General features: G+C 67.6%; 18 protein-coding genes. 8 read left to right on the forward strand and 10 right to left on the reverse strand.

The window, feature by feature from the left end; translation table 11 throughout:
- Window positions 1-300: 300 nt before the first annotated feature.
- Together RIA68_04825 and RIA68_04830 are read right to left on the reverse strand one after the other, a co-directional pair.
- Window positions 301-1,674: a hypothetical protein gene (locus RIA68_04825; GenBank protein ID MEQ8316759.1), complete on the reverse strand. Its 1,374-nt coding sequence runs from the start codon at window positions 1,672-1,674 to the stop codon at window positions 301-303.
- A 122-nt stretch (window positions 1,675-1,796) separates the two neighbouring features.
- Window positions 1,797-3,065, reverse strand: a complete 1,269-nt coding sequence (locus RIA68_04830) for a GC-type dockerin domain-anchored protein (GenBank protein ID MEQ8316760.1) — start codon at window positions 3,063-3,065, stop codon at window positions 1,797-1,799.
- A gap of 243 nt (window positions 3,066-3,308) precedes the next feature.
- On the opposite strand from RIA68_04830, the gene RIA68_04835 reads away from it, so the two are divergent.
- On the forward strand, window positions 3,309-5,651 hold the full coding sequence (locus RIA68_04835) for a GC-type dockerin domain-anchored protein (protein ID MEQ8316761.1): 2,343 nt from the start codon (window positions 3,309-3,311) through the stop codon (window positions 5,649-5,651).
- A gap of 10 nt (window positions 5,652-5,661) precedes the next feature.
- Here RIA68_04835 and RIA68_04840 read toward each other — a convergent pair whose 3' ends face one another.
- Window positions 5,662-6,423, reverse strand: coding sequence for a hypothetical protein (locus RIA68_04840; protein MEQ8316762.1), 762 nt, complete (start codon window positions 6,421-6,423; stop codon window positions 5,662-5,664).
- 71 nt (window positions 6,424-6,494) lie between these two features.
- Here RIA68_04840 and RIA68_04845 point away from each other — a divergent pair, with 71 nt between their 5' ends.
- On the forward strand, window positions 6,495-6,845 hold the full coding sequence (locus RIA68_04845) for a hypothetical protein (GenBank protein MEQ8316763.1): 351 nt from the start codon (window positions 6,495-6,497) through the stop codon (window positions 6,843-6,845).
- On the opposite strand, the gene RIA68_04850 is transcribed toward RIA68_04845, so the two are convergent.
- Window positions 6,842-7,516, reverse strand: coding sequence for an HAD hydrolase-like protein (locus tag RIA68_04850; protein ID MEQ8316764.1), 675 nt, complete (start codon window positions 7,514-7,516; stop codon window positions 6,842-6,844). The genes RIA68_04845 and RIA68_04850 overlap by 4 nt on opposite strands.
- On the reverse strand, window positions 7,517-8,302 hold the full coding sequence (gene xth, locus RIA68_04855; GenBank protein MEQ8316765.1) for an exodeoxyribonuclease III: 786 nt from the start codon (window positions 8,300-8,302) through the stop codon (window positions 7,517-7,519).
- 253 nt (window positions 8,303-8,555) lie between these two features.
- Between xth and RIA68_04860 the strand changes: the two genes are divergently transcribed.
- The 3 genes from RIA68_04860 (at window position 8,556) to RIA68_04870 (ending at window position 12,624) form a co-directional block, all read left to right on the forward strand.
- Complete coding sequence (locus tag RIA68_04860; GenBank protein ID MEQ8316766.1) at window positions 8,556-10,781, forward strand: glutamine synthetase III; 2,226 nt, start codon at window positions 8,556-8,558, stop codon at window positions 10,779-10,781.
- A gap of 172 nt (window positions 10,782-10,953) precedes the next feature.
- The gene (locus RIA68_04865; protein ID MEQ8316767.1) at window positions 10,954-11,979 is read left to right on the forward strand and encodes a GC-type dockerin domain-anchored protein; all 1,026 of its coding nucleotides are present in this window, start codon (window positions 10,954-10,956) and stop codon (window positions 11,977-11,979) included.
- Window positions 11,980-12,168: 189 nt separating this feature from the next.
- Window positions 12,169-12,624, forward strand: a complete 456-nt coding sequence (locus RIA68_04870; protein MEQ8316768.1) for a hypothetical protein — start codon at window positions 12,169-12,171, stop codon at window positions 12,622-12,624.
- 78 nt (window positions 12,625-12,702) lie between these two features.
- Here the strand turns inward: RIA68_04870 and RIA68_04875 are convergent, their stop codons facing one another.
- Entirely contained in the window at window positions 12,703-14,610 is a 1,908-nt protein-coding gene (locus RIA68_04875) for a chloride channel protein (GenBank protein MEQ8316769.1), read from the reverse strand.
- 159 nt (window positions 14,611-14,769) lie between these two features.
- Here RIA68_04875 and RIA68_04880 point away from each other — a divergent pair, with 159 nt between their 5' ends.
- From RIA68_04880 to fahA, 3 genes are all read left to right on the forward strand, one after another.
- The gene (locus RIA68_04880) at window positions 14,770-16,188 is read left to right on the forward strand and encodes a GC-type dockerin domain-anchored protein (GenBank protein MEQ8316770.1); all 1,419 of its coding nucleotides are present in this window, start codon (window positions 14,770-14,772) and stop codon (window positions 16,186-16,188) included.
- Window positions 16,189-16,472: 284 nt separating this feature from the next.
- Entirely contained in the window at window positions 16,473-18,095 is a 1,623-nt protein-coding gene (locus RIA68_04885) for a right-handed parallel beta-helix repeat-containing protein (GenBank protein ID MEQ8316771.1), read from the forward strand.
- A 508-nt stretch (window positions 18,096-18,603) separates the two neighbouring features.
- Window positions 18,604-20,001 (forward strand): fumarylacetoacetase, encoded by a 1,398-nt coding sequence (gene fahA, locus RIA68_04890; protein ID MEQ8316772.1) that lies wholly within the window; start codon window positions 18,604-18,606, stop codon window positions 19,999-20,001.
- On the opposite strand, the gene RIA68_04895 is transcribed toward fahA, so the two are convergent.
- The 4 genes from RIA68_04895 to RIA68_04910 all read right to left on the reverse strand — a co-directional run bounded on the left by RIA68_04895 (window position 20,002) and on the right by RIA68_04910 (window position 24,462).
- The gene (locus RIA68_04895) at window positions 20,002-20,577 is read right to left on the reverse strand and encodes a DUF5698 domain-containing protein (protein MEQ8316773.1); all 576 of its coding nucleotides are present in this window, start codon (window positions 20,575-20,577) and stop codon (window positions 20,002-20,004) included.
- Between the two features lie 191 nt (window positions 20,578-20,768).
- Window positions 20,769-21,380: a PEP-CTERM sorting domain-containing protein gene (locus RIA68_04900; protein MEQ8316774.1), complete on the reverse strand. Its 612-nt coding sequence runs from the start codon at window positions 21,378-21,380 to the stop codon at window positions 20,769-20,771.
- A 260-nt stretch (window positions 21,381-21,640) separates the two neighbouring features.
- A complete protein-coding gene (locus RIA68_04905) occupies window positions 21,641-23,254 on the reverse strand; it encodes a hypothetical protein (protein MEQ8316775.1) in 1,614 nt (537 codons plus the stop codon).
- A gap of 77 nt (window positions 23,255-23,331) precedes the next feature.
- Complete coding sequence (locus RIA68_04910; GenBank protein MEQ8316776.1) at window positions 23,332-24,462, reverse strand: citrate/2-methylcitrate synthase; 1,131 nt, start codon at window positions 24,460-24,462, stop codon at window positions 23,332-23,334.
- Window positions 24,463-24,587 lie beyond the last annotated feature (125 nt).

Below are 24,587 nucleotides of genomic sequence, written 5' to 3' on the forward strand. Positions count from 1 at the left end.
GGCGGGCGGGGCGTCGAGCCCAGTTCGTCGGCCTCGTGCGGAGGCCCTCGGGCGGACTGTTGGGAGGTGTTCGCGTGTGCGGGTGGTGTCCCGTGAGCGGCTCCCGTGTGCGGCCCCGGGTGTGCCCGAGGCTGGGGTGTTCGATTGGTACCCGAAGCACACGCCCCGGGATGCACGCTCGGGCCAGAAACTGGCCCAGACTTGAGCGGGTGGAGGATAAACACCACCCCCCGCCAGAGCAACTCCCCATTCTGTGGCGTCGCGCGACCGGGCACGCCCGAACCAGAAAAGGGTGGCCGGCTATTCGAGCCAACGGCTCGCGAGGATCCGTCCCGGCGCGTCATTGGCGAGCGCTTCTTCGAGCAGCTTGGCGATCTGCGGCGGCTCGGCAGGGTCGGGAACGTCGAACGCGTCGCCGTCCCCTGCACCCTCGCCCGTCCCGCTCGGCGGCGTGGGCGTGCTCGATGATCGGGATTCGGGCGGGGGCGTGACCAGCGGCGCGGGCTCGCTCGATCGGGCCATGTGCGCTTCGGGCGGGGATGGTTGGTTGCCGGGACGGCCACTCGGGGCCGACAAGATCGCGACCAACTCGCGTCGCCAGAGCCGATCGGCCGAGATCACACGCGGACCGAAGCCGTCAGCGGCCGAGGCGCCCTTCGGACCGTCCGGCAGTTGCTCGGCGGCCTGGACGGCGAGGTCTTCGGCTTCGCGCCAGCAGCCGGCGGCCAGCAGGACCTCGGCGTACCGGATTCGGTCCGCCGCGGATTCGCGAGCCTGCGGCTCCGTGGGGTTTTGTTCGCCCGACTTGGGGGCTGCCGAGGCCTCATCCGAAGTCTCGGACTCGTCCGGCACGGGTGGATCGACCCTGACCAGGCACCGCCAGCCCGTGACGCCCAGGTCTCGGCCGTCGTCGTCGAGGTTTCGCTCGACGTCGATGTTGAGCGTCATGCCCCAGAGGTCGACCAGCGCCTCGGCGACTTCTTCGGGCCCGGGCAACTCGGGGCGGTCGTCGGGGGTCAGCAGCACGCTGCGATGCTCGTGGCTCACCGCGTCGGCGGCCATGACCTCGACCTGCGGCCGGCCATCGGCCTTGCGGGCCCGGGTGCTGGCGGCGGGGCCGGCGCCCGGCGCGGCGCCGTTGGTCGAAGAGCCACCAAGATTCGGCAGCTCGAAGGCCGCGAGCAGCCGATCGACCCGTTCCTTCTCGGAGGTCTCGACGCGGACGGTCAAGACCTTGTGCTCGTCAAGGAACAGGTACATGAACGGCTCCTCGCTCATGGCCCCGAAGCCGCACAGGCCGTCCTCAAAGAGGAACGGCTCGTACCACCGCAATCCGTCGTAGAGGCTCTCGACCCCCACCAGCTCGTAGGCGATGTAGGGATCGATCTCGCGGAAGGCGTCGTTGCCCAGGACGTCGAGGATGGGATAGATCCGCCCTGGCAGCAGGCTCAACAGGGCCGAGCTCAGGGGCCGGAGGCGTTCGGCCGACACCAGCACCTCGTAGACGTAGCGGTCGGGCCACTCCTCCCACTCCTCGTCGCCGTCGGCGGGCTCGAAGTCGACGGTGTACCCGCTGGTGGGCGCGATGGGCTCGACCGGATAGACCCCCAGCGGGAAGGCGAAGCCGTTGACGCGGACACGCTCGAGGGCAGGGTTGAGCAGGCATCGGTGCATCGGGGGATGCTAGGGGGAGGCTGAGAAGCGACGGAGCGACGGAGCGACTGAGGGAACAAGGAAGGGGACCGATCTCGGGCCCCCTTCGTCGCTGCGTCGCTTCGTGCCTTCGTCGCTTCTCCTCAACACCCCGCCGCAAACGCGTCCTGGAACGCCAGGAAGTCGAAGATGGTCAGCTCGCCGTCGCCGTCGAAGTCGGCGAGCGCGTCGCCGTCCTGGAAGAGGTTGAGGTAGGTCAGGAAGTCGAAGACCGTGAGCGAGCCGTCGGCGTCGAGGTCGGGGCGGCAGATCTCGCAGGCGAGGTCGAAGACGTGGGCTGCCCCGACCTTCACGCCCTCCACGAACTCGTCCCGAGCGCCGACGACAGCCGATCGACCATTCGTCGCAACGGCAGCGCCGAAGGGAGCCGACGGAGTCTCGGGCAGCAGGCGGGCACGCTGCGACCACACGCCGTCGCTGTCCCTGGCGAACGCGTAGGCGACCCCGATCGCGCGAAGCGTGCGCTGACCCGGGGCACCGGCCACGATCAGGTCGCCGTGCAGATCTAACGTCTCGCCCAGGCGATCGACGCCCGTCGGGTCGCGGTGCGTCATGTCGCCACGAAACACCCACTGGTCGCCCTCGAGTTCGTAGACGTACACCGCGCCCTGGGCGTTGGTCTCGCGATCGGCCGCGTAGCCTCCGACCGCCAACCGACCGCCATCGGCAGCGAGGGCCGTTCCGAACCCGGTGCCGTCCGCCGCGTCAAAGGGGATGAGCTTCTGGTGGTACGTGAGCGTGCCATCGATCTCGCGGCGATAGACGTACACGGCACCACCGAAACGCGCAATGGCGTCGTCTTCTCTTGCACCGATGAACGCCCAGTCGTCCTCGATCGCCATGGCGAGCCCGAATCGCGTGCGCGTGCCCGCACCGTCGGGGCGTGTGAGCCGCTGCCGGTAAGCCCAGCCGTCGCTGGCCTCCTGGAACACGGAGACGACCTCGCGAAGGTCGAACACCATCGCAAGATCGCCCTCGGTCGCGACGACGCCGCCAAAAGCAAATCCGAATCCCGGCTCGGGCGGCGCGATCCGCCCGGTTTCCACCCACTCGTTGCCGTCGAAGTCGTACACGAATACCCCGCCGGCGTCAGGCTCGGCAAGGCCGGCGCCCGTGTCACCGACCAGGAGGCGATCCCCGTCGAGACCGAGCACGGCAAAGGTATTTTCTGCGGTTGCATCCGGAGGCACCAGCATCTGGAACCGATGCCACCGGCCATCGCGCCGCTCGTACGCGTGCACCGCGCCCGTGGCGCAGACGAACGGATCGCCGCACAGCGTCGCTGCGCCTGGGTCAGAGATTAGCAGGTGGGTCTCGTTCATCGCCACCCGAGAGCCGAACGCGGTGCCCACGGGCTCCGGAGGGGGCACGAGGCGATCGATCGGGCACTGGGCGAGGGCAGCGCTGATCAGCAGAGCACCTGAGACAGCGGGAAGTAGTGAGTCCACATACACATTTTGACCGAATCCCGCCTTCGATGCAAACAAATCTCGACAGCTGCCGCGAGGCCGGCCCCGTCGGAGTTGCATCGAGCGACGATTTCTGGTATCTTGGGCGATGTCGGCCCACACCCGGCGACTGGGGGGTATTCCACCGTGGACGCAACTCGCACGCATTGTGCCGCTGGCTTGCTGGTGGCTGGCTTCCTGCTGGTGCTGGGCTCGATCGGCCTCGCCCGGCCGGCCCTTGCCCAGGAGCCCTGGCTCGAGTTTGGCCCCCACCACTGGGGCGTGCGGCTGCACGCCGAGACGAAGTCGGTGCTAGGCGTGCCGTTTCCGCAGCAGCTCCAGGTGTGGTACCCCGCGACGGCCCAGGGCGAGGGCACGCCGGTGGCGACCGACGGGGCGCCGTACCCGGCCATCTTCTTCCAGCACGCCGGCGGGTCGGACTACACCTTCTACGACTACCAGTTCAGCCGCCTGGCCAGCCGGGGGATGATCGTGGTGTCCATGCGCCATGACCACGTGCCCTGTTCGGTCTCGTGCCACCGCGAGCTCTTCAGCGTGACAATGGACCAGGTGTTCCAGGAGTGGAACACCAACCCGGACCACTGGCTCTACCAGCGGGCCGACGAGGACCGCATCGGCTTGAGCGGGCACTCGCACGGCGCGGCGTTCAATGCCGTGCTCGACCATCGACCCATGAATCCCTCGGGCGACTACGAGATCGACGCGGTGTCGCTGCTGGCGCCCTGCCCGCACGTGCCGATCTCGAGGTACCTTGACACGTTCGATGGCATGCCGCCCTTGCAGCTCATCTATGGATCAAAGGACGAGTGCGGCTGCACGGGCACGGGGCAGGGCATTGCGATCTTCGAGCCCGCGCAGAAGCCCAGGCATCACGTGTACGTCATCGGGGCCAGCCACTGGTCGTTCTGCGAGGGCGGATCGGTCGCGCCCGCGACGATCTCTCGCGAAGACGCGTGGCGGGCGTCGGGCGCGGCGCTCGCGGCCTTCCACGAGTACCTGTTCTACGGCAACCAGGACGCGCTGCCCTACCTGCGCAACGAGCTGCCGCTTGTGGTCGACGGGCCCGAGGTGCGATACCAGTTCCAGGAGCGCTCCGACTTTGCCATCGACACGTTCGAGGACACCAACGGCATGTCCTTCGAGCACGGCGTGGGCATCTCAGGCGTGCCGGGGCAGACGTACGTCAACGGATTCCTGGGCGACACGTTCGTCGACGTCGAGGCCGGCGTGCAGCTCGTTCGGAATCAGATCCAGGACCTCTTGCCGCCGGCGGGCGGGCCGTACAACGTGCTGTTCTATAAGGACCTCAGCCTGGCGCCCGACGCGTACGACATCGCGATCGACCGCGAAGAGGCGGCCGGGCTGTTCAACGTGCTGATCAGGACGGGCAGCGACGCCGAACTGGAGGACTGGTTGCGTACGAGCCAGTGGGATCTGGTCGTCATGGCGCGCCAGGGCGGCTCGCGGTCGGCGACGCTGCCGTTCGACGACGAGCTGGCCGCGTTCATCTGCGGCGGCGGGAAGGCCATCCTCTCGGACTTCCGCATCGACTCGGCGTCGGCCCAGGCAACGTTCGTGTGCGCCGACTCGGGCTTCGACCAGACCACCAACTGGTCGATGCTGCGTTCGACCAGCAGCCTGTTCGAGGGCACGCTGATGCTGCGCAACCCGGGCTGGGGCATCTGGACGTATGGGCTTACGCCCGGCGACGACTCGGTGGTGTACGCCGAGAACGAGCTGACGTCGGCCCCGGGCGTCCACGACCCGACGTCGAGCACGCTGGGCTTCGAGGTCATCGCCGACGGCTTCGAGACCTTCGACGAGGCGTTCATGCTCGACCCGGCCAAGGGGCTGTACCACCCGACGTGGGGGCTCGAGTTCGCCTGGATCGGCGTTGGCGCGTCGTTCGCGCACATGCTGACCGAGGACGGCGGGCCGGGCTTCGACGCCCGCGGCTGGTCGGACCTGACCTTCCGCATCCTGCAGGTCCATAACGACCCGCTCAACCCGCCGGGGGCGACGAAGGACCTGACGATCCGCCTGACGGACACCGACGGCGACTCGGCCCAGCGCCGGCTGTCGGACGCCGTCCAGGGCGCGCTGCGTTCGTCCGTCGCGCCCGCCGTGACGGTGGACCGCAAGTCGATCTTCGAGACGTACCGGTACGCGCTCGCCGAATTCACCGCCGCGAATCCCGACCTCGACCTCGACGCGCTCGAGTCCATCTCGTTCGTGTGCGACCGGACGATCGCGGGTCGTTGCTTCATCGACGACCTGTCGTTTGCGGTGCCGCAGCCACGCTGTCGGGCAGATCTTGACGGCGACGGCACACTGACGATCTTCGACTTCCTCGCGTTCCAGAACCTCTTCGACGCCGGCGATCCGCGCGCCGACTTCGACGGCGACGGCAGCCTCACGCTGTTCGACTTCCTTGCGTTCCAGAACGCGTTCGACGCGGGATGCCCGTAGATCTCCTGGCCTACTTCGGACCCATCAGCCCGTTGAGCGTCGGGATCCCGGTCGTGCCCAGCGAGACGAGCTCGCCCGTCGCAGGGTCGATGCGCCAGAGGTCGGCGTCCGCGCCCTTCGCGTCGGCTGCGTAGAGGAAGCCTCGGGCGAATGCGAGGGCGTCGGCGTCGGGGATGGGCAGGTTGGCGATCAGCGTTGCCTCGGCGGTGACCGTGTCGATGCGGTAGAGCGCGTTGGAGAACCTCGTGCCCGCGCTGCCCAGGGCGAACAGTTCGCCGTCGGGAGAGAATGCGATCGCTTCGATCATCTTGACGCTGCCTTCTCGACCGACCACAGGACCGATCAGCGCCGTCGCGCCCGTGGCCGGATCGATGGTTCGCAGTTGCATGCCCGGCAGGAGCGCGAGGAACCGACCGTCGGGCGAGCGGGCCAGCCCCCGGCGGGTGACCCACACGTCGACGTCGAGCCGGACCGAGTCCACGACGACGCCATCGGTGAGCCGAAGCGTGTGCACGACGTTGGCCCGCCGGTCGATGGTGCAAGCCATCGGAGCGCCACCTGTTCCCTTGCCCGAGTCGGTGAGCATGGCGAGGTCGGCATTCGAGGCAACCGGCTCGATGCGACCAATGGGCGCACCCGGACGGCCGAAGTGGATGGCGTAGAGCGTGTTGTCGCGCGCCGAAAGGGCATACAGGTCGGGTGCCTCCCGAGCGCTGCAGCCGCTCAACGCCATGACCATGCCGAGCACCAACGTGAACATCGTGGCACGCATGGTCGGAGTGTACCGGGACGCCGCAGCGTGGCCACTCGGCCGTGACACGCCGGTGACCGTACGCTTCCAGCATGGCCGGACTCTTCGATGGCACCGCACTGGAACGGCCCGTGACGTGCGAGCGTTGCGGAAAGGCGGTTGGTGCGTGCTCGTGTTCCGCCGTCGACCCAAAGGCGCTCAGCCCGCGCGTGCGACGTGAGAAGCGGCGTGGCAAGTGGTGCACGATGGTGGCCGAGTTGGGGCTCCCTAAGGACGACGCGAAGGCGCTGCTCAAGGAGCTGCGCTCGGGGCTGGGCACGGGCGGGGGACTGGGCGACGAAAAGGGGAGCTCGATCGAACTCGTGCTGCAGGGCGACCACCGCGACGCCGTCGTCGAGCGACTCAAGGCGAAGGGATATCAGGCCAAGGCAGCCGGCGGCTAGGCGAACGCGTCGCGTACGGCCTCCAGCAGGGAGTCAGCCACGCGCGCCGTGGTACCGTCGGCGGCGGCTTCCAGTTCGGCTCGGTCATGGGCACCGCAGGTCAGGCCGTACACGCGGCCGCAGCCTGCATCGAGCCCGCTCTTGATGTCGACCGGCGTGTCGCCCGCGTAGGCGACCGCCGACGGGTCGGCCTGGCCGAGACGCTCCATAGCCTCGAGGATGAGGTCCGGGGCGGGGCGTCCGTTCGCGACCTCGTCGCTGCCGACCAGCACCGCGTAGTTTAGCTCCGCGATCTCGAGGACCCGTTCGGCCGGGGCCCGTGCAAAGCCCGTAACGAAGCCGACGGTGACGCCCGCATCTCCAAGCAGTGCCATCGCCTCGCGCACGCCGTCGAGCACGGGCGGCGGGTGCTGGGCGACCGATTCGAGCATGAAGGCATCGAACGCGTCGGTCATCCGCTCGATGAGAACGCGGTCGCCCGCCCGCGCCGGAGCGTGCCGCTCGACCACCTCGGCGAACAGCTGCGCCTTCTTGCGGCCCGTGCTGACCCGGATCTCCTCGGCCGAGACCTCGGCGTTGAGCAACTCGCAATAGACGCGATGAAAGACCGCCTCAAAACAGCCCGAGCGGACGACGGTGCCGGAGATGTCCAAGAGGAACGTCGAAATCACCTACGGCGTCCAATCAAAGTCGGCGATGACCGGCGCGTGGTCGCTGGGCTGCTTGCCCTTGCGCTCGTCGCGGTCGACGCGGGCGTCGGTGCAGGCCTTTGCCAGGTCCTGTGTCGCGTAGATGATGTCGATGCGCAGGCCGTCGCCCTTGGGGAAGGCGAGTTGGCGGTAGTCCCACCAGCTATAGATCCCTCCCTCGGGGTGCTTCTCATGCAGCGTGTCGATCAGGCCGAAGCCCTCCACGTTCTTCAGGCCTTCGCGGGCCTCGGGCACGCAGTGGGTGGTGCCCTCCCACTTCTCGAGCTTGGCGACGTCGCCGTCGTAGGGCGCGACGTTCATGTCGCCGGCGACGATGAGTGGCTCGGAGGGCTCGTGGCGCGCGTCGAGCAACGCACGGAGGCGCTCCATCCAGGCGAGCTTGTACGCAAACTTGTCGCTGCCGACCTCGCCACCATTCGGAAAGTAACCGCAATAGATCCGCACGCCATCGACCATCGCAGAGATGAGCCGGGCGTGGGGGTCTTCGTCGCCACCGTCGCCCTCGAAGCCGCGAACCACGTCAGTGGGCTCGGCCTTGCTCAGGATGGCCACGCCGTTATACGTCTTCTGGCCGTAGACGGCGGCGTGATAGCCCAGCCGCTCGAGGTCGTCGGCGACGGGCTCCGGCAGTTCGGGGGCCTTGAGCTCCTGGAGGCAGACCACATCCGGCTCGTGGCGTTCGAGCACGCCCGCGAGCCGCTCGGCCCGGACCTTGACGGAGTTGACGTTCCACGTGATGACGCGCACGGAGCGATGCTAGCATAAATCGCCCCTCACGGCCTGTTCGGGCGGAGAGCCCGATTCGGCCCCGTTTGTTCGGTGTTTCGATGGTTTTTCTGACCGTCCGCCTTGGCCCCGGCCGACCGGGGGCATAGACCTTCGTAGTACGTTTGGAATATGGCTCGGAAGCTTGGTCCGGCGTGTAGGCCGGACGGGCCCGAGCGTCCCTAGCTGGCGTCCTCGAGGGCGTCGGCCCCGTAACCGGAAGGATGCACTCGCCGTGCGCACTGGTATGACGATGGAGCAGGATCCCGCGTCGAACGTCCACAAGGCCCAGGCACGACCCGCGCCGCAGGACCGCCACCACCACAAGCAGCCGTCCGCCCAGCCGATCGCGCCGGCCTGGGACCACGCCGAAGACGACTTCGCTCGCGACGTCTTTACCGACGCGATGATGCGTCGCCGGCTCCCCAAGGACGCGTATCGCAAGCTGCAGCAGACCATCCAGCACGGTGAGGCACTCGACGCCACCATCGCCGACGCCGTGGCCGTTGCCATTAAGGAATGGGCGATGGCCAACGGCGCCACGCACTTCACGCACTGGTTCCAGCCGCTCACCGGCCTGACCGCCGAAAAGCACGACACCTTCCTCAAGCCCGACGGCGACGGCGGAGCCATCAGCGAGTTCACGGGCCAGGCGCTGGTGCAGGGCGAGCCCGACGCGTCGAGCTTCCCCAGCGGCGGGCTCCGCACGACCTTCGAGGCCCGCGGCTACACCGCGTGGGACGCCACCAGCCCGGTGTTCCTCAGCCGCTTCGGCGACACCGTCACCCTGTGCATCCCGACCGCCTTCGTGAGCTGGACGGGCGAGGCCCTCGACAAGAAGACGCCGCTGCTGCGCTCGATGGACGCAATCAACACCCAGGCAATGCGCGTGCTACGGGCGCTGGGCGAGGTCGGCGAAACAACTCGCGTGTTCTCGACCGTCGGCGCCGAGCAGGAGTACTTCCTGGTCGATGCGGCTGCCGCCGGTACCCGCCCCGACCTGAAGATCTGCGGGCGGACCGTCTTTGGCGACACGCCCATCAAGGGCCAGAAGCTCGATGACCACTACTTCGGTTCGATTCCCGAGCGCGTGCTGAGCTTCATGAGCGAAGTCGAATCGATCCTGTATCGCAAGGGCGTGCCCGTCGCCACGCGGCACAACGAGGTTGCGCCCGGGCAGTTCGAGATCGCGGCCCACTTCGAGCCGGCCAACGTCGCGTGCGACCACCAGATGCTCGTGATGGAAACGCTCCGCCGCGTGGCCCCGCGTCACAGCTTCGTGTGCACACTGCACGAGAAGCCCTTCGCCGGCATCAACGGCAGCGGCAAGCACGTCAACTGGTCGCTGGCGACCGACGACGGCCGCAACCTGCTGAGCCCGCAGAGCGAGCCCCACGCCAACCGCCTGTTCCATGCGTTCCTGGTCTCGGTCATACGAGCCGTCGACCTGCATGCCGACCTGTTGCGGGCCAGCATCTCGAGCGCGGGCAACGACCATCGCCTCGGCGCCAACGAGGCCCCGCCGGCCATCATCAGCATCTTCCTGGGCGACATGCTAACCGACCTCGTCGAGCAGTTCGCCAGCGGCGGTACGGCCAGCAGCTCGCGCAAGGGCGACACCATGGACCTGGGCGCAACGACGCTCCCGGAGTTCATCCGCGACGCGGGCGACCGAAATCGCACCAGCCCGTTCGCCTTCACCGGGAACAAGTTCGAGTTCCGGGCGGTCGGTTCGTCGGCGGCCATCGCCTTCCCCGTCACGGTGCTTAACACCATCGTGGCCGAGAGTCTTGCCGGTTTCGCCGACGAACTCGAGAAGGCCGACGACGTCCAAGAGACGCTGAGCCAAATCATCCAGCGCGTCTCCACCGAGCACAAGCGCGTGATCTTCAACGGCGACAACTACTCCGACGAGTGGGTCGTCGAGGCCGAAAAGCGTGGCTTGCCGCACATCACCTCGTCCCCCGAGGCGTTCCGCTCGCTGGCCAACGACAAGAATCGCACGCTGTTCAACGGCCTCGACGTACTCAGCCCGCTCGAGACCCAGAGCCGGGCGAACATCTTCGCCGAGAAGTACGCCACGCAGGTGCGCATCGAGGCGTTGACCCTCCGCAACCTGAGCAAGACCGCCATCCTTCCCGCAGCGGTCCGGCAGCTCCGCGAGCTCGCGGGGGCGGTATCGGCGCTGTCGGCAGCCGACGTCGACCCGGGCGAGAACCGCGTTGCTCTCGAGGACCTGGCGGGCCTGGTCTCCGGGCTTCGACGCGACCTCGACGAGCTCGACGCCGTGCTCGATCAGGACGAACCCGAGTACGCCCTGGACCTGGCCGAGCACGCGCACGCCCACCTCATCCCCGTGATGGAGGCGGTGCGAAGCAAGGTCGACGCCATGGAGAAGGTCGTGTCCCAGGACCTCTGGCCGGTGGCCGACTACAACGAACTGCTCCTCGTGCAGGCCTGAGTCCGAGCAATCACAGTCTGACGGAGTACCGGGGCCCAGATCGATGTCCGGGCCTTTCCCTTGCGCCGGCATCGGATGCTGACGCAGTTTGCTCTTGTGTGCGGGCCCGGCTTCGGGTACGCTGGAGTGCCCCGACGACCGGAGGCACTCAATCACGTAAGGAGAACGAGACATGCTTATTCGGACCATATCTGCCGGGCTCGTTGGCTCGGCCATCGCCACCACGGGCTTCGCCCAGGACGCCCTGCTGCTCGTCGTTGACTCTGGCGCCGACACGGTCGCCGCGTTCGATCCGTCGGACGGCAGCCTCGTCGACCCGGCGTTCATTGACCTGACGTCGCTCGACCCCGGAACGCCCAAGGGCGTTGCCATGGTGGGCGATGAACTCTGGGTGAGCGACCAGCTCCGCGATCGGATCGATCGCTTCACCATGGACGGCGACTACATCGACACCATCGGCGGACAGGTCCCCGGTGGCGGACTCGACAACGTGCGCGGCGTCATGGTCATCGGCGACGAGGTGTGGGTCGCCAACGCGGGCACGAACAACGATGCCCCGGGCAACGCGTTCGTGCAGATCGATCCCTCCACCGCCACGATCACCGGCAACTTCACGGTGGACACGGGTCCGTGGTTTGCGCTGCCCTTCAACGGTGAGATCCTCATCAGCTTCAGCGGCGACTCACGGATCGACCGCGTGGACGACGAGGGCACATTCCTGGGCGCATTCCTGCCCTCGGGCTCGCTCAACTTCCTGCAACAGATGAGCGAGACCAGCGCCGGCACGGTGCTCGTCGGGGCGTTTAGCTCGCCGTCGGGCGTGTGGGACCTCGACTCGGATGGCGACGTCATCGGCGCGATCGCGGGCACCGAGGATTCCGGTGCTCGCGCAGGTTTTGAACTGGGCGACGGCAACATCCTCTGGACCAACGGCGCCGGGGTGAACATCAGTGATCCGGTCTCGGGCGCTACTTCCAACGTCCTTGATGGAAACGGCCAGTACATCCTGCTGCTCGGCGAGGTCGAGCCGTGCTACCCCGACTTCGACGGTGACGGCCAGTTGACGATCTTCGACTTCCTCGCGTTCCAGAACGCCTTCGACTCGGGCGACCTCATCGCCGACTGCGACGAAGATGGGTCGCTGACCATCTTCGATTTCCTCTGCTTCCAGAACGAGTTCGACGCCGGCTGCGAGTGAGCCACCGCCGATTCGACCCCAAGGGCCGTCCGATCGGGCGGCCCTCTTTCGTGGCATCGAGACCCTTCTATTTTCCAAACAAATCAGTCGACTTTCCGGCGGCGAGCGGGTAGCATCCCTCAGCGGGGCCGGGGGGGCCCCGTACCCACCCCACCGCCGGTGCAACGCCGGCAACCTTGGAGAAGGAACATGAGCGCCACCACCATCGACGCCAGCAAGACCCAGGAGAGCATGAAGGTCGGCAAGCGGCTCGTCGAGCTCTGCCAGCAGGGCGAGAACCGCAAGGCCATCGAGGAGCTGTACGCCGACAACGTGAACGTGCTGGAGGCCATGGACCCCAGCAGCATGCCCGGCTACGACGACATGCCCGACGACGCGAAGAAGGCCCACTGCACCGGCCCGACGAGCAAGGACCAACTGCTGCAGGGCAGCGATTGGTTCTTCGAGAATCACGAGATCCACGGCGGCGACGTGCAGGGCCCCTACCCGCTGGGCGACGAGTTCGCCTGCTTCATGCGCATCGACTGCACGCCAAAGGTCGGCCCGATGGCCAACCAGCGCATGGACATGCAGGAAGCCTGCGTGTACAAGGTGAAGGACGGCAAGATCGTCGAGAGCCGCTTCTACTACGGCATGGACTGCTGAGTCGCACTCGAGGCAGACGGAGATCGAGAGACGTCCCAGTGCGAGCCCGCGTTCTTCACGGACGCGGGCTCGTCGTCACTAGAGTTCTTCTTCCAGCGCCCGGCGGTAGCGCTCGAGCACGGCCGCGCGGGTCACGAGACCAAGCGGGCGGCGGTGGCCGGTCAGGTCGGGCGGACCCAGGAGGGGCAAGCTCGCGATGTCGTCGTCCTCGAAGCGCTCGAGCACGACGTCGAGCGTGTCGGTCGTAAGCACGGCTGGCAAGTCGCTGCGCATCAATTCGGCCACCAGCAGGAGCGGGATGGCCTCGCGGTCGATGAGCGCGGTGCGCATGTCGCGGCCGGTCACCATGCCGATGTAGTCGCCCTGGCTGTCGACGACGACGAAGTCGGGCACGCGGCTGTGGGCGTGCAGCGTGATGATCTTGCTGAGCGGATCGCTGGCGTACACCGGCTCGCCCGGCAGGGGCACCACGGGCACGCTGGTGGCCGAGATCTTGCGGAGGATCGCCAGGTCGCCCGTGCGGCCGATGCGGAGGCCGGCCCGCCGGAGCGGGTGCGTATAGATGTTGTCGCGGTCGATGGCCTGGGCCAGGAGCGTCGAGACGACGGCTGCGAGCATGATCGGCAGCAGCACGTACGGATCTCGCGTGAGCTCGAACAGCATCAGGATCGCCGTCAAGGGGCCGTGCGTGCTGCCCGCGACGACGGCGGCCATGCCGACCAGCGCATACGCGGCCGGACTGCTGTCGGCCGGCAGGAGACCGACGCGCTCGAGCGTGATGCCCAGCGCCGCTCCGCCGGCGGCGCCGATGAACAGGCTCGGCGCGAACACGCCGCCCGACCCACCGCTCGAGAGCGTGACGCTCGTCGCAAGAGCCTTGAAGACCACCAGGAGCCCGATCAGCCAGATGGCCATGGGCAATGCGGCGCTGGCGTGGGCGTCGTGGGCCGTCGCGTGCTCACCGACCTGCGATGCCGCGTCTACGACCTCGGGTGCAGCGCCGTAGCTGGTTGGCTCGAGCAGCCAGCGGATGGTCTCGTAGCCGTTGCCGAAGAAGCTCGGGATGTCGGTGGCCTCGCTGGCCGGGTCGCCGCCGGCGGCGCGGACCATGAGGATCCACGCGACGCCCAACACGCCCAGGATCAGGCCGCCCGTGATGGGCGCGACGAACCAGTGCAGCTTGAGCCGGGCGTACAAGTCTTCGCAGGCGTGCAGGCCCCGGTTGAACCCGACCGCGAGCAGGCCGCAGATGAGCCCGAGCACGATGTAGTTGGGCAACTCGAGCGCGGTGAAGTTGAGGTTCTCGAAAGTCGAGACGGTGAAGATCGCCTCGTTCTGCCCCTGGGCCATGTGCGTGACGGCGGCGGCAAAGACCGCCGAGACGACGATGGGCGTGAAGGTCTTGAGCGAGAAGTCCCGCAGCAGGATCTCGAGCGCGAAGAAGACGCCGGCGATCGGTGCGTTGAAGATCGCGCTGATGCCCGCCGCCGCGCCGCAGCCGACCAGCGTCATCATCTGCTCGCGGCCGACGCCCAGCCGCTGGCCAACGACCGAGCCCGCCGTCGCGCCGATCTGCACGATGGGCCCTTCCGTGCCGGCCGACCCGCCGCTGGCAACCGTCGCGATGCTCGCGGCGACCTTGGTCAGGCCGACCCTCGCCGGGATGTGCCCGCCCTTTTCGATGAGCGCCCGCATGACCTGCGGCACGCCGTGGCCGCGGGCGTCGCTGGCGAACAAGCGGACGAGCACGCCGGTGAGCGCCATGCCGACGACCGGACCCAGGAACAGCAGCCAGATGGGAAGCTCGATCTGGGCGTGGCGGACCTGCTTCTCGGCGTAGTGCAGGGCCTCGGCGAACCCGAGCGTGCCCAGGCCCGTGAGCGTGCCCACGACCGCCCCCATCGCGACGACGTACCACTCGCGCTTCAGACGCAGTCGCTTGGCGAGCGTCGGCAGGAAGCCCGGGCTGGCGGCGGAGTCGGCCATGGGAACTGGCAATATAGCGAGGCCGGCGGGCCGTGTAGACCCCTCAGGCCACGCGAGAGCCGCTGCGGCCCCGGGCTCCCCCTATTTCGCAGGTGGGAGACGGATCCCGTGCCCAAGCATGCCGTAGCGAGGAACGACTCCGACGGAGGGAGGATCGACATGAATGATCACGGGAAGAGGCGGATCTGGACTCGATGCACGGCGGCAACCGTCGTTGCCTGCAGCGCCGGACACGCGCTCGCACAGGTTGAGTACCGGCAGGCACAAGAACTCACTTCGCCGGCGCTCGCAACCGGCGATGCGTTCGGCACCGCTATTGCGCTCTTTGGCGTCGATGCGGCGGTCGCGACGTTCCTGACCGAGACGGTGTACGCCTACGAGTTCGACGCAGGCGGCCGGCTCGTCCCGCTCGAGACGCTCACGGTGCCCGAGCCGGGCGGCTTCGGCGAATCGCTCTCGATCGGCGGCGAGTGGCTCATCGTCGGGGCGCCCAAGACCGACATCACCGACTTCAACCAGGGGGTGGTCTACCTCTACCAGAGGCGTGACGGCGGGTGGCGCAGCCGCGGCCGCGTAAACTCCAGCGACTTTCAACAACTGGACAACTTCGGCACCGACGTCGACCTCACCGACGACGGCGCGTTCTTCGTCGCCGGTGCGAAGTTCGACGACGACGCCGGAACGAGCAGCGGCGGCGCCTACGTCTTCGAGCGCAGCGGCTCGTTCTTCTTCGAGGCCCAGAAGCTCCGACCGGCGGGCCTGCAGATGGGCGATCAGCTCGGCCGCGCCGTCGCCATCGATGGAGACCTGGCCGTGGTCGGCGCCCCCTTCGCCACGCGGCGGAGCGATCGATTGTTCGAGGGCCGCGCCTGGGTCTTCCGCCGCGAGGGATCGCGGTGGGTCGAGGCCGCCGAGCTCTCCGTCGACGTGCCCGGCCGCGACCTGTACTACGGCGTGGCCGTCGACGTCAAGGACGGCTGGATCGCCGTCGGCACGGGCCGCGCCCGGGCCTTCGTCTACCGGCCCGAGGGCGACGGCTGGGTGCAGGAGGCCGAGGTCCGGCCCAGCTCCGGCGGCTCGGGCCAGTTCGGCACGCGGGTCGAGCTCGACCTGTCGGCGGCCACCGCGGGCGAGGGCGTGCGGCTGATCGTCGGCGACCAGACCGCAGGGTTCGACGGGCTGCTCGACCGCGGAGCGGTGTACGTGTTCGAGCGTGGATTCGGGCCCGGCGGCGAGCCGCTCTGGCCGCTCGCCCAGAGGCTGGACGTCGACCTGCCCGAGACGGGCGACCGCCTGGGCCTCGGCCTCGCATCGCACGACGGGCGCGTGCTCGCGGGCGCTCGATTCCGCGACGTCGACGGCGTCGCTGGCGCGGGCTCGGCCTTCCTCTTCGAGGCGGGCGAGGTCGCGTGCCGGCCCGACCTCGACGGCGACGGCTCGCTGACCATCTTCGACTTCCTCGCCTTCCAGTCGGCCTTCGACGCGGGGGACCCCATCGCCGATTTCGACGGCGACGGCGATCTCACGCTGTTCGACTTCCTGGCGTTCCAGACCGAGTTCGACGCGGGCTGCGAATAGCCCGAAGCGGTCCGAGACGGGCTTGATCAAGGCACGTCGCGCCCCCGCGTGCTGCGTGTCCTGTCATTTGTGTGTGGCTTCGGCGCGGAAGCCTGCTGTTCCGCTGCAAGACCCCGCCTCCTGATCGACGAGATCCGCGATCCACGCACGCCCGAACTTCGCCATCAGCCAGTCGTCTACCATCGTGCATCGGCACGAACGCCGCGAGGGCCACCGGCCGACTGTGGGGAAACGACATCATGAGACTCCAGCACCGCACTCGAGCGCAGCTTGTATTGCCGGCGATGCTCGCATCGCCCGTGGTTGCTTTGGCCGATGAGCTGATCGTGCCGAGTCCAGCCTTCCGCGATATCGCCGCGGCCGTCGCGGCGGCCGCCCCTGGTGACGAGGTGGTGCTGCTGGACGGCGTTTTTGAGACGCCCGCCGACCGCAACATCACCGTTGGCGTGCCCATCACCATTCGGTCGGCCTCAGGCGATGCCAGCGCGGTCGTGCTTCGAGGTCCGGAGGGCACGTTCCCTTTCCCGACCGATCGCGCGTTCATCATCGAAGCCGCGGTCACCATTCAAGACATCACGTTCGATCGCTTCTGGGGTGACGTCGGTGGGGCCATCGTTGTCGATGGGGCCGACCTGACCGTCGAGCGCTGCGTATTCGATGGCAATCGGACGGGCGACGAGTTTGGGTGCCAGGACCGGCTGGGCGGGGCCATCGCCGTGCGCGGCGGGGGATCGCTCCTTGTCGCGGACAGCACGTTTACGGGCAATGGCGCGATCCATCCCGGCTGCTCGGGCACGGGCGATGCCCGGGGCGGGGCCATCCACATGAGCGGCGGTACGCTCAAGATCTCGAACAGCAGCTTCCAAGCCAATTCGGTCAGTGCCAATCTCTCGGGCTCGGGCGGGGCGCTCCACGCCCAGGACGCGGATGTCACGCTGACCGGCTGCGTGTTCGAGGGCAACAGCGTCCGCGGGGTCAACGTCGGCGGCGGGGCCATCGAAGCGCAAGGCGGCACGCTGGTCATCGTCGACGGCGTCGTCCGCGGCAACGAGGCCAACGGATCGGGTGACGACTTCGCGAGTGCCCGGGGCGGGGGCATCGCCGCCCGCACCGAAACCGATCTGGTCAACGTGATCATCGAAGGCAACACCGCCACCAGCGAATGGGGCTCCAGTGGCGGCGGCGTGCTGGCCACTGGCCCGCTCACGGCGGCCAACATCGTCCTCACCGGCAACGAGGTGGCGATCGATCTTGCCTGCGACGACTTGATCTACGAGCCGTTTGCCATCGGCGGCGGGTTATTCGTTGGCGCCGCGGCCGAGTTGGCTCATGCCACGATCACGGGCAACACCTCGGATTGCCAGGGCGGGGACGTCGCGGTCGGCGATCGCGGCTCGCTCGCGCTGCGCAACGCCATCGTCCGCGGCGACATCGAAGGGGCTTCCATCGACGCGCTCTACAGCAACGTCACCGGCGGGCTGCCCGGTGAGGGCAACATCGACGCCGAACCAACGTACACCGACGGCCTGCGGCTGGCCAGCGGCTCGCCGGGCGTGGATGCCGGGGCGGTCGCCCTGATACCCAGCGATGGCTTCGACCTGGACGGGGACGGCGTGTTCTTCGAACCCCTGCCCTTCGACCTGGACGGGGCCGCCCGCCAGGCCGACGACCCCGTCACGCCCGACACCGGCTCGGGCCCCGCCCCCATCCCCGACATGGGCGCCTACGAGTTCGCCGACGCCTGCGCCGCGGACCTCGACGGCGACGGCGAACTGACGATCTTCGACTTCCTCGCGTTCCAGAACGCGTTCGATGCCGGCGACCCCCTGGCCGACTTCGACGGGGATGGCGAGCTGACGATCTTCGACTTCCTCGCGTTCCAGAACGCCTTCGACGCGGGCTGTTGAAGCTTCGCTTGGTCGGGCGGAGCCGGAGTTTCGCTTGGTCGGGCGGAGCCCTCCGGGCGCGAGGGAGAGGATGTTGAAGGTCCGGTAGGTTGAAGGGTTGGAAGGTGGGAAAGTCCGGATCGCCCGCCCGCGCCGGGCCTTCCTTCCACCTGTTTGGACCTTGCACGGAAAAACGGTCTCAAGCGGCTCTCAGGGCCGATCGGGCGTCCGAGAAGGCACGTCAGACATCACGAAAAGCTGACCGGAGGTCATGATGGCGTGCCCTGCGGTCATGTTTGCTTAGGGAAACATGACCGCAGGGCACGCCGAGGTGACCAAAGCGTGAGGGAACATGGCCGCAGGGCACGCCGAGGCGACCAAAGCGTGAGGGAACATGGCCGCCGGGCACGCCGACGTAGTCGACGACGAGGGCGTGGAGGCTCCCGCGTGCCCCGCCACGACCACCGGGCCCCCGGCTCTACACTGCCCCCCACCCGACACGCCCCCTGCCGCCCCCTTCGGAGCATCCATGGCCGACCACCCGACCCACCCCCACTACCCGATCGACGAGACCCACGACCCGAGCCTGGAGAGCTGGGTCGAGCGCGCCAACGACCCGGGGACGGACTTTCCGATCCAGAACCTGCCGCTGTGCATGATCGCCGCGCCCGTGGAGGACGAGCCAGAGGCGATGAGCGTGCACCCGGCGGTGCGGATCGGCGACATGGTGCTCGTGCTCGACATGCTCGCGCACTTCGAGATCGTCGATGGTTCCGACGATGCGTGGCAATGGCTGTTCGTCGAAGACCTCGCCGAGCAAGGCCTGACCGGCCGCGTCCGCAAGATCGTGCAGGACCTGTTGAAGAAAGACAACGCGACGCTCCGAGATCATCCCGATCGCGACCAGATCGTCGTGCCCGTCGACGAGGTCTCGTTGGGCGTGCCGCTCATGGACCTGGGCGACTACACCGACTTCTACGCCTCCCTCTACCACGCCACGAGCGTCGGCAGCATGTTCCGCCCCGACAACCCGCTGCTGCCCAACTACAAGCACATCCCCATCGGCTACCACGGCCGGGCGTCGAGCATCGTCGCCAGCGGCACCGACGTGCGCCGGCCCGTCGGCCAGCAAGCGCCCGGGGAAGACGGCGGCGCGCCGAGCTTCGGGCCCTGCAAGCTGCTCGATTACGAACTGGAGATGGGCGTGGTCGTCGGGCGCGGCAACGAGCTCGGTGACGCCATCGACATCGCCGATGCCGAGAAGCACATGCTGGGGCTGTGCCTGGTCAACGACTGGTCGGCCCGCGACCTGCAGAAGTGGGAGTACCAGCCGCTGGGCCCGTTCCTGGCCAAGAGCTTCGCGACGACGGTGAGCCCTTACATCGTGACGATGGAGGCGCTCGCGCCGTTCCGCACGCCGGCCTTCCAGCGCGACGCCGGCGATCCGTCGCCGTTGCCGTACCTCACGAGCGAGGGCAACACCGCCGCGGGCGGCTTCGACATCACCCTCGAGGTCTTCCTCGCCAGCGAACAGATGCGAAGCAAGAGCATGGACCCGGTCAAGATCAGCACCGGCAACTTCAGGGACATGTATTGGACGCTCGCCCAGATGCTCACCCACCACAGCAGCAACGGCTGCAACATGCAGCCCGGCGACCTGCTTGCATCGGGGACGGTGTCAGGCAAGACAAAGGACAGTCGCGGCTGCTTGTTGGAACTCACCTGGAACGGCGACGCGTTCGCCAGCCCGCCAAAGCTGGTGCCGGGGACGGACCGCACGCCCATCACCCTGCCCACCGGCGAAGAGCGCAAGTTCCTGGCCGACGGCGACGAGGTGATCATCAAGGGCTCCTGCGAGCGCGAGGGCTTCCGGCGGATCGGGTTTGGCGAGTGCCGGGGCATCGTGACGCCCGCTCGCTCGGTCTGATCACTTACGAAGCTGCCCGAAGCGCCAGGGCTTGTCGGCCCCGCGGACGCTCGCGACGCCGATGGAGCCGCTGACCTTGTCGGCCCGCTCGACCGACACGATGGCGTCGGGGGCGATCCTCGCGACCCTGTCCATGACGTCGGGCACGATCTTCCGCTTGATGGCAAGAAAGACGATCTCGACCGGGCCCTCACGCGAGAAGCCGCCGCCACCGCCGTGGCCATCGATCTTCGTCGCGTGGTAGCCGTGGCGGCGCAGGCGTTCGGCCAGCAGCAACTCGGGCCTCGGATTGATCACGCGGATGACGCGCCAGCCGATCGCCAGGCGTTGCTCGATGCTCATGCCCACCAGCGTCCCGACGGCGAAGCCCGCGCCGTACGCGACCAGCGCCACGATGCTGTCGAGGTAGGCGATGGCCTTGCCCACCGCGATCACCCAGATGATCACCTCGAAGAAGCCCAGGAGGGCCGACACGTACTTGTGACCGGCCATCACCATCATCATGCGAACCGTGCCGATGGGCACGTCCAGCAGGCGGGCGCAGAAGATCAGGACGACGATGTACCACTCGGGCATGGGCGATGCCTCGCTTTCTGTGGCAATCGTCCCACGGTCGCCCGGGGTTTCAACGATCGGCAGGCGGGGAACGCCTCGCGATGGTCGATCGCATCGGGCGAGCACGTGCGGGGTGCTCGAGCAGCAACGAAAAACGGGCCCGCACCGAGGTGCGGGCCCGTGGAATCGCGTGCGTGCTGATGCGGGTCGTATCAGCGGCGGCGACGAGCGGCGACGAAGCCACCCAGGCCGAGGAGCGCCAGCGACGAAGGCGCGGGCACCCAGAGGAAGTTGGGGCCGAGGCGGGCCAGGTTGGTCGAGTCCTCGGTCGGGAAGGTGAAGCCCAAGCTGCCCTCGGAGGGGAACACGCCGTTGGTGTCGCTGATGCCGTTGAGGTCCAGCGTCGCCGGGCTCGAGAAGTAGCTGTCGTTGTCATCGGCGGTGTACAGCGCGCCGGCCGTGTACCGCTCGCCAGCGACGAGGTTGAAGGGGGTCACGGCCTCGTAGCGGAAGTCGCCGATCAGCGTGCTCGAGGGCATGACCATGACCGAGCCCAGGAGGGCCTGGTCCGAGTTACGCCAGATGCCGACCATGTGGGGCGAGTCGAGGGCGCCGTCGCCGTCGTTGCTCAGGATGCCCAGGTCGGTGACGCTCATGTCCACGTCGGCGGTGAAGCGGAAGCCGACCACGTCGCCGGTGCTGCCGCCGTAAAAGATCGGGAACGACGAGCCGCCGGTAAACCCGTCGACCGCCGCGACCTGCGCGGTGGCGACGCCGGCCGTACCGGCGATCACCGCGAGGCCACACAGTGCCATCTTGTTCATGTCTTATCTCCTCGAACGTCTCGTGAGGCCCGGCGACCCTATCGCCTGGCCCTCCTCCTCCCAAGACCCGAACGCACGCACGCACCAGGCCGAGGGTCTGCTTCTCCATAAGCAGGATACCTGCGAGGGAGATATGTCAGAAACGAAAAGTGCAAGGGAAATCGGAAAAATAAGTTATGGGCGGCACGATCGTCATAAGCGGGGCAAGCTCGTAAGACTTTCCCCTCAGAAATCAAGCGCCCGAGGCCCCGGGGCCCCGATCAGGGGAAGCTGTCGTAGAAGGCGTCGAGGTCCGCTTTCATCTTCTCCAGCGAGGGCTGGTGCACGTACATCATGTGGCCGGCGGGGTAGTACGCCAGATCGATCCGGTCTCGGTACTCGGGGTCGAGCTGCATGCGGTTCAGCGTGGTCTCGGCGGCAAAGAACGGCGTCGCCAGGTCGTGGTGGCCCATCGCGACGAACACGCGCGCATGCGGCTGGCGGTGCATGGCGTCGCGCAATCGGTCGGCCACGCTGACGTAGCGGTCACGGCCCGCGCTGCCGTAGTCCCACGGCCACACGCTGGTGAGGATCTCGTAGGGCAAATCGCTCTCGTATCCGAGTTCGCCGCGGACGTATGCGTTGAGTGCCTCGGTGTAGTTGCTGCGGATAGCTTCGTAGCTTGCGTCGTACTCGTAGCGCTCGCCCGCGTGGTCGCCGTCGATGCCCAGGAACCGTGCGTCGAGGCGACCGACGGTCTTGCCGCGGTGGCGGAGCAGCTCCTTGCTGAATCGGCCCTGGCTGATGCGCAGGTCCGCGTCTTCGAGGTACTGCGGGCTGAGGCCCGTGAGCTCGCTCAGCGTCGTGCGGACGCCGTTGCGCTCGGCCTCCGACAGGCTCGCTCCGCGAAGCAGCGCTGGCAGGTACTCGTCGAGCGCGAAACGGCGCGCCTCGGCGATCACGTCTTCGACCGGGCGATCCTGCCACTTCTGGGGCAGTGCCTCGTGGTAATGGGCCGTGGCGGAATAGCTTGGCAAGAACATCGGGAAGGGCAGGTCGTTTCCGTCACCGAAGCGGATGGTCTGGAACTCGAGCACCGGACTGACGAGGATGACGCCCGTCGTCGCGATGCCGTGGCGGCTGTGCAGCCGCTGCATGAGGCCTGCCGCCCGAGTCGTTCCGTAGCTCTCGCCAGCGATGATCTTGGGGCTGCCCCACCGCTGCTCTCGGGTGAGGTACGTGCGGATGAAGTCTGCCACCGCGTCGAGGTCGCTCTCGAGTCCATGGAACTCCTTCTCGCTCGTGTCGCCCTCGGCCCGCGAATAGCCGGTCGAAACCGGATCGATGAACACGAAGTCGCTCTTGTCGAGCAGGCCGTGGGCGTTGGGGATCACCGTGTACGGCGGCGCACCAGGGTTGCCGACCTCGTCAGCGTACTGGACACGGCGCGGGCCGAAGATGCCCAGGTGCAGCCAAACGCTGCTCGAGCCGGGGCCGCCGTTGAAGCTGAAGGTGATCGGGCGGTCCACCGCGTCGTAGTAGCTCGGGTTCCCGGCCCATTGGATCTGCCCCTTGTAGCCTTGGGCCCTCATCTCCGCTTCGCGATCGGCGCGGCGTTCCTTGACCTCTTCGGGGCTGCGCATGCGCCGATATGCCATGTAGAACAGCTTCGCCCGCGGCTCGCCCTCGTCATCGACGAGCGTGAGTGTGTCGGCCGTCGCCGTGTAATAGATCATCTCTCCGTTGATCTCGACGCTGTGCCGCGTGACGCTGGGGGCGTCGGGGTAGCGCTGGAAGGCGGCCTTCGCGGCGGGCTCCGCGTCCATGGCGTCTTGGGCAAATCCGGAGCACGCCAGCACGGCCAGGCTCACGCACGCAATCAAGGTCTTCAACATGGCCCATGCTATGTATGGCGGCACGAAAAAACCCCTCGCTCGTGCGAGGGGCTCGTATCCGATTCGGAATGCAGGTCTTACCGCTTCTCGATCGCCGTGTACTCGACCTTGTGCGGACCGACGTAGTTGGTCGTCGGCCGGAAGAGGCGGTTGTCTTCGAGCTGCTCGATGACGTGGCCACTCCAGCCGGCCAGGCGGCTGAGGGCGAACATGGGCGTGAACAGGTCGAGCTTCAGGCCGATGCAGTGGTACGTCGTGGCGCTGTAGAAATCGACGTTTGGGTAGATGCCCTTCTTGGCGACCTCGCGCTCCATCACCACCTCGATGGCGTGGCTCTTGTCGTACAGGTCCATGTTGCCGGTGTCCTCGGCAAGCTGCTTGGCCAGGGTCTGCAGTTCGCTGGCCCGCGGGTCCTTGGCCTTGTACACGCGGTGGCCGAAGCCCATGATCCGGTCCTTGTTCTTGAGCTTGTTCATGACGTAGGCCTCTGCCTCGTCGACGCTCTCGAGCTCGTTGAGCATGACCATGACGCCCTCGTTGGCTCCGCCGTGCAACGGGCCGCGGAGGCTGCCGATGGCAGCCGTCATCGCGCTGTACAGGTCGCTCAGCGTCGAGATGACCACACGGGCCGTGAACGTCGAGTTGTTCAGCCCGTGGTCGGCATGCGTGATCATGCAGATGTCGAAGGCCCGGGCCATCGCGGCGGTGGGCTTTTCGCCATTGAGCATGTACATGAAGTTCTCGCTGAAGCCCAACGACTTGTCCGCCGGCACGAACGACTCGCCCCGGCGGTGGCGATCGAACGCGGCAACGATGGCCGGCGTGGCGGCCAGGATCTTCAGGGCCTTGTCGCGGGCGGCAGGCACGTCGTTCGCATTCGGGTTGTCATCGAACAGCGAAAGCGCGCTCACCAGCGTCCGCAGCACGTGCATGGGCTGGGCGTCCTTGGGCATGCCCTTGACCATGTCCAGCACGCCCTGGGGCGGGTCGTAGTTGGACCGAAGGTCCTTGGTGAAGGCGTCGAGCTCGCCCTGGGTCGGCAGCTTCTTGTTCCAGAGGAGGTAGACCGTCTCCTCGAAGGTCGACGAGCGGGCCAAATCGCCGATGGCGATGCCGACGTACTCCAACACCCCCTGCTGGCCGTCGATGAAGGACATTTCGGTCTCGGCGGCGACGACGCCTTCCAGGCCTTTGCTGAACTCGGGCATCTTCTGCGATCCTCCTGCGGGGCGAAGTTCGGGGGTTGTCTCGTGGCCCGGAACCGGCCCGGGCTGGGGCCGGCAGTCTAGCCGGGCTGCTCGCCCGGGGAACGCCCGATGCGGGCTGTCCGCGG

The organism is Phycisphaerales bacterium (genome assembly GCA_040217175.1).
GTDB lineage: Bacteria > Planctomycetota > Phycisphaerae > Phycisphaerales > UBA1924 > JAHCJI01.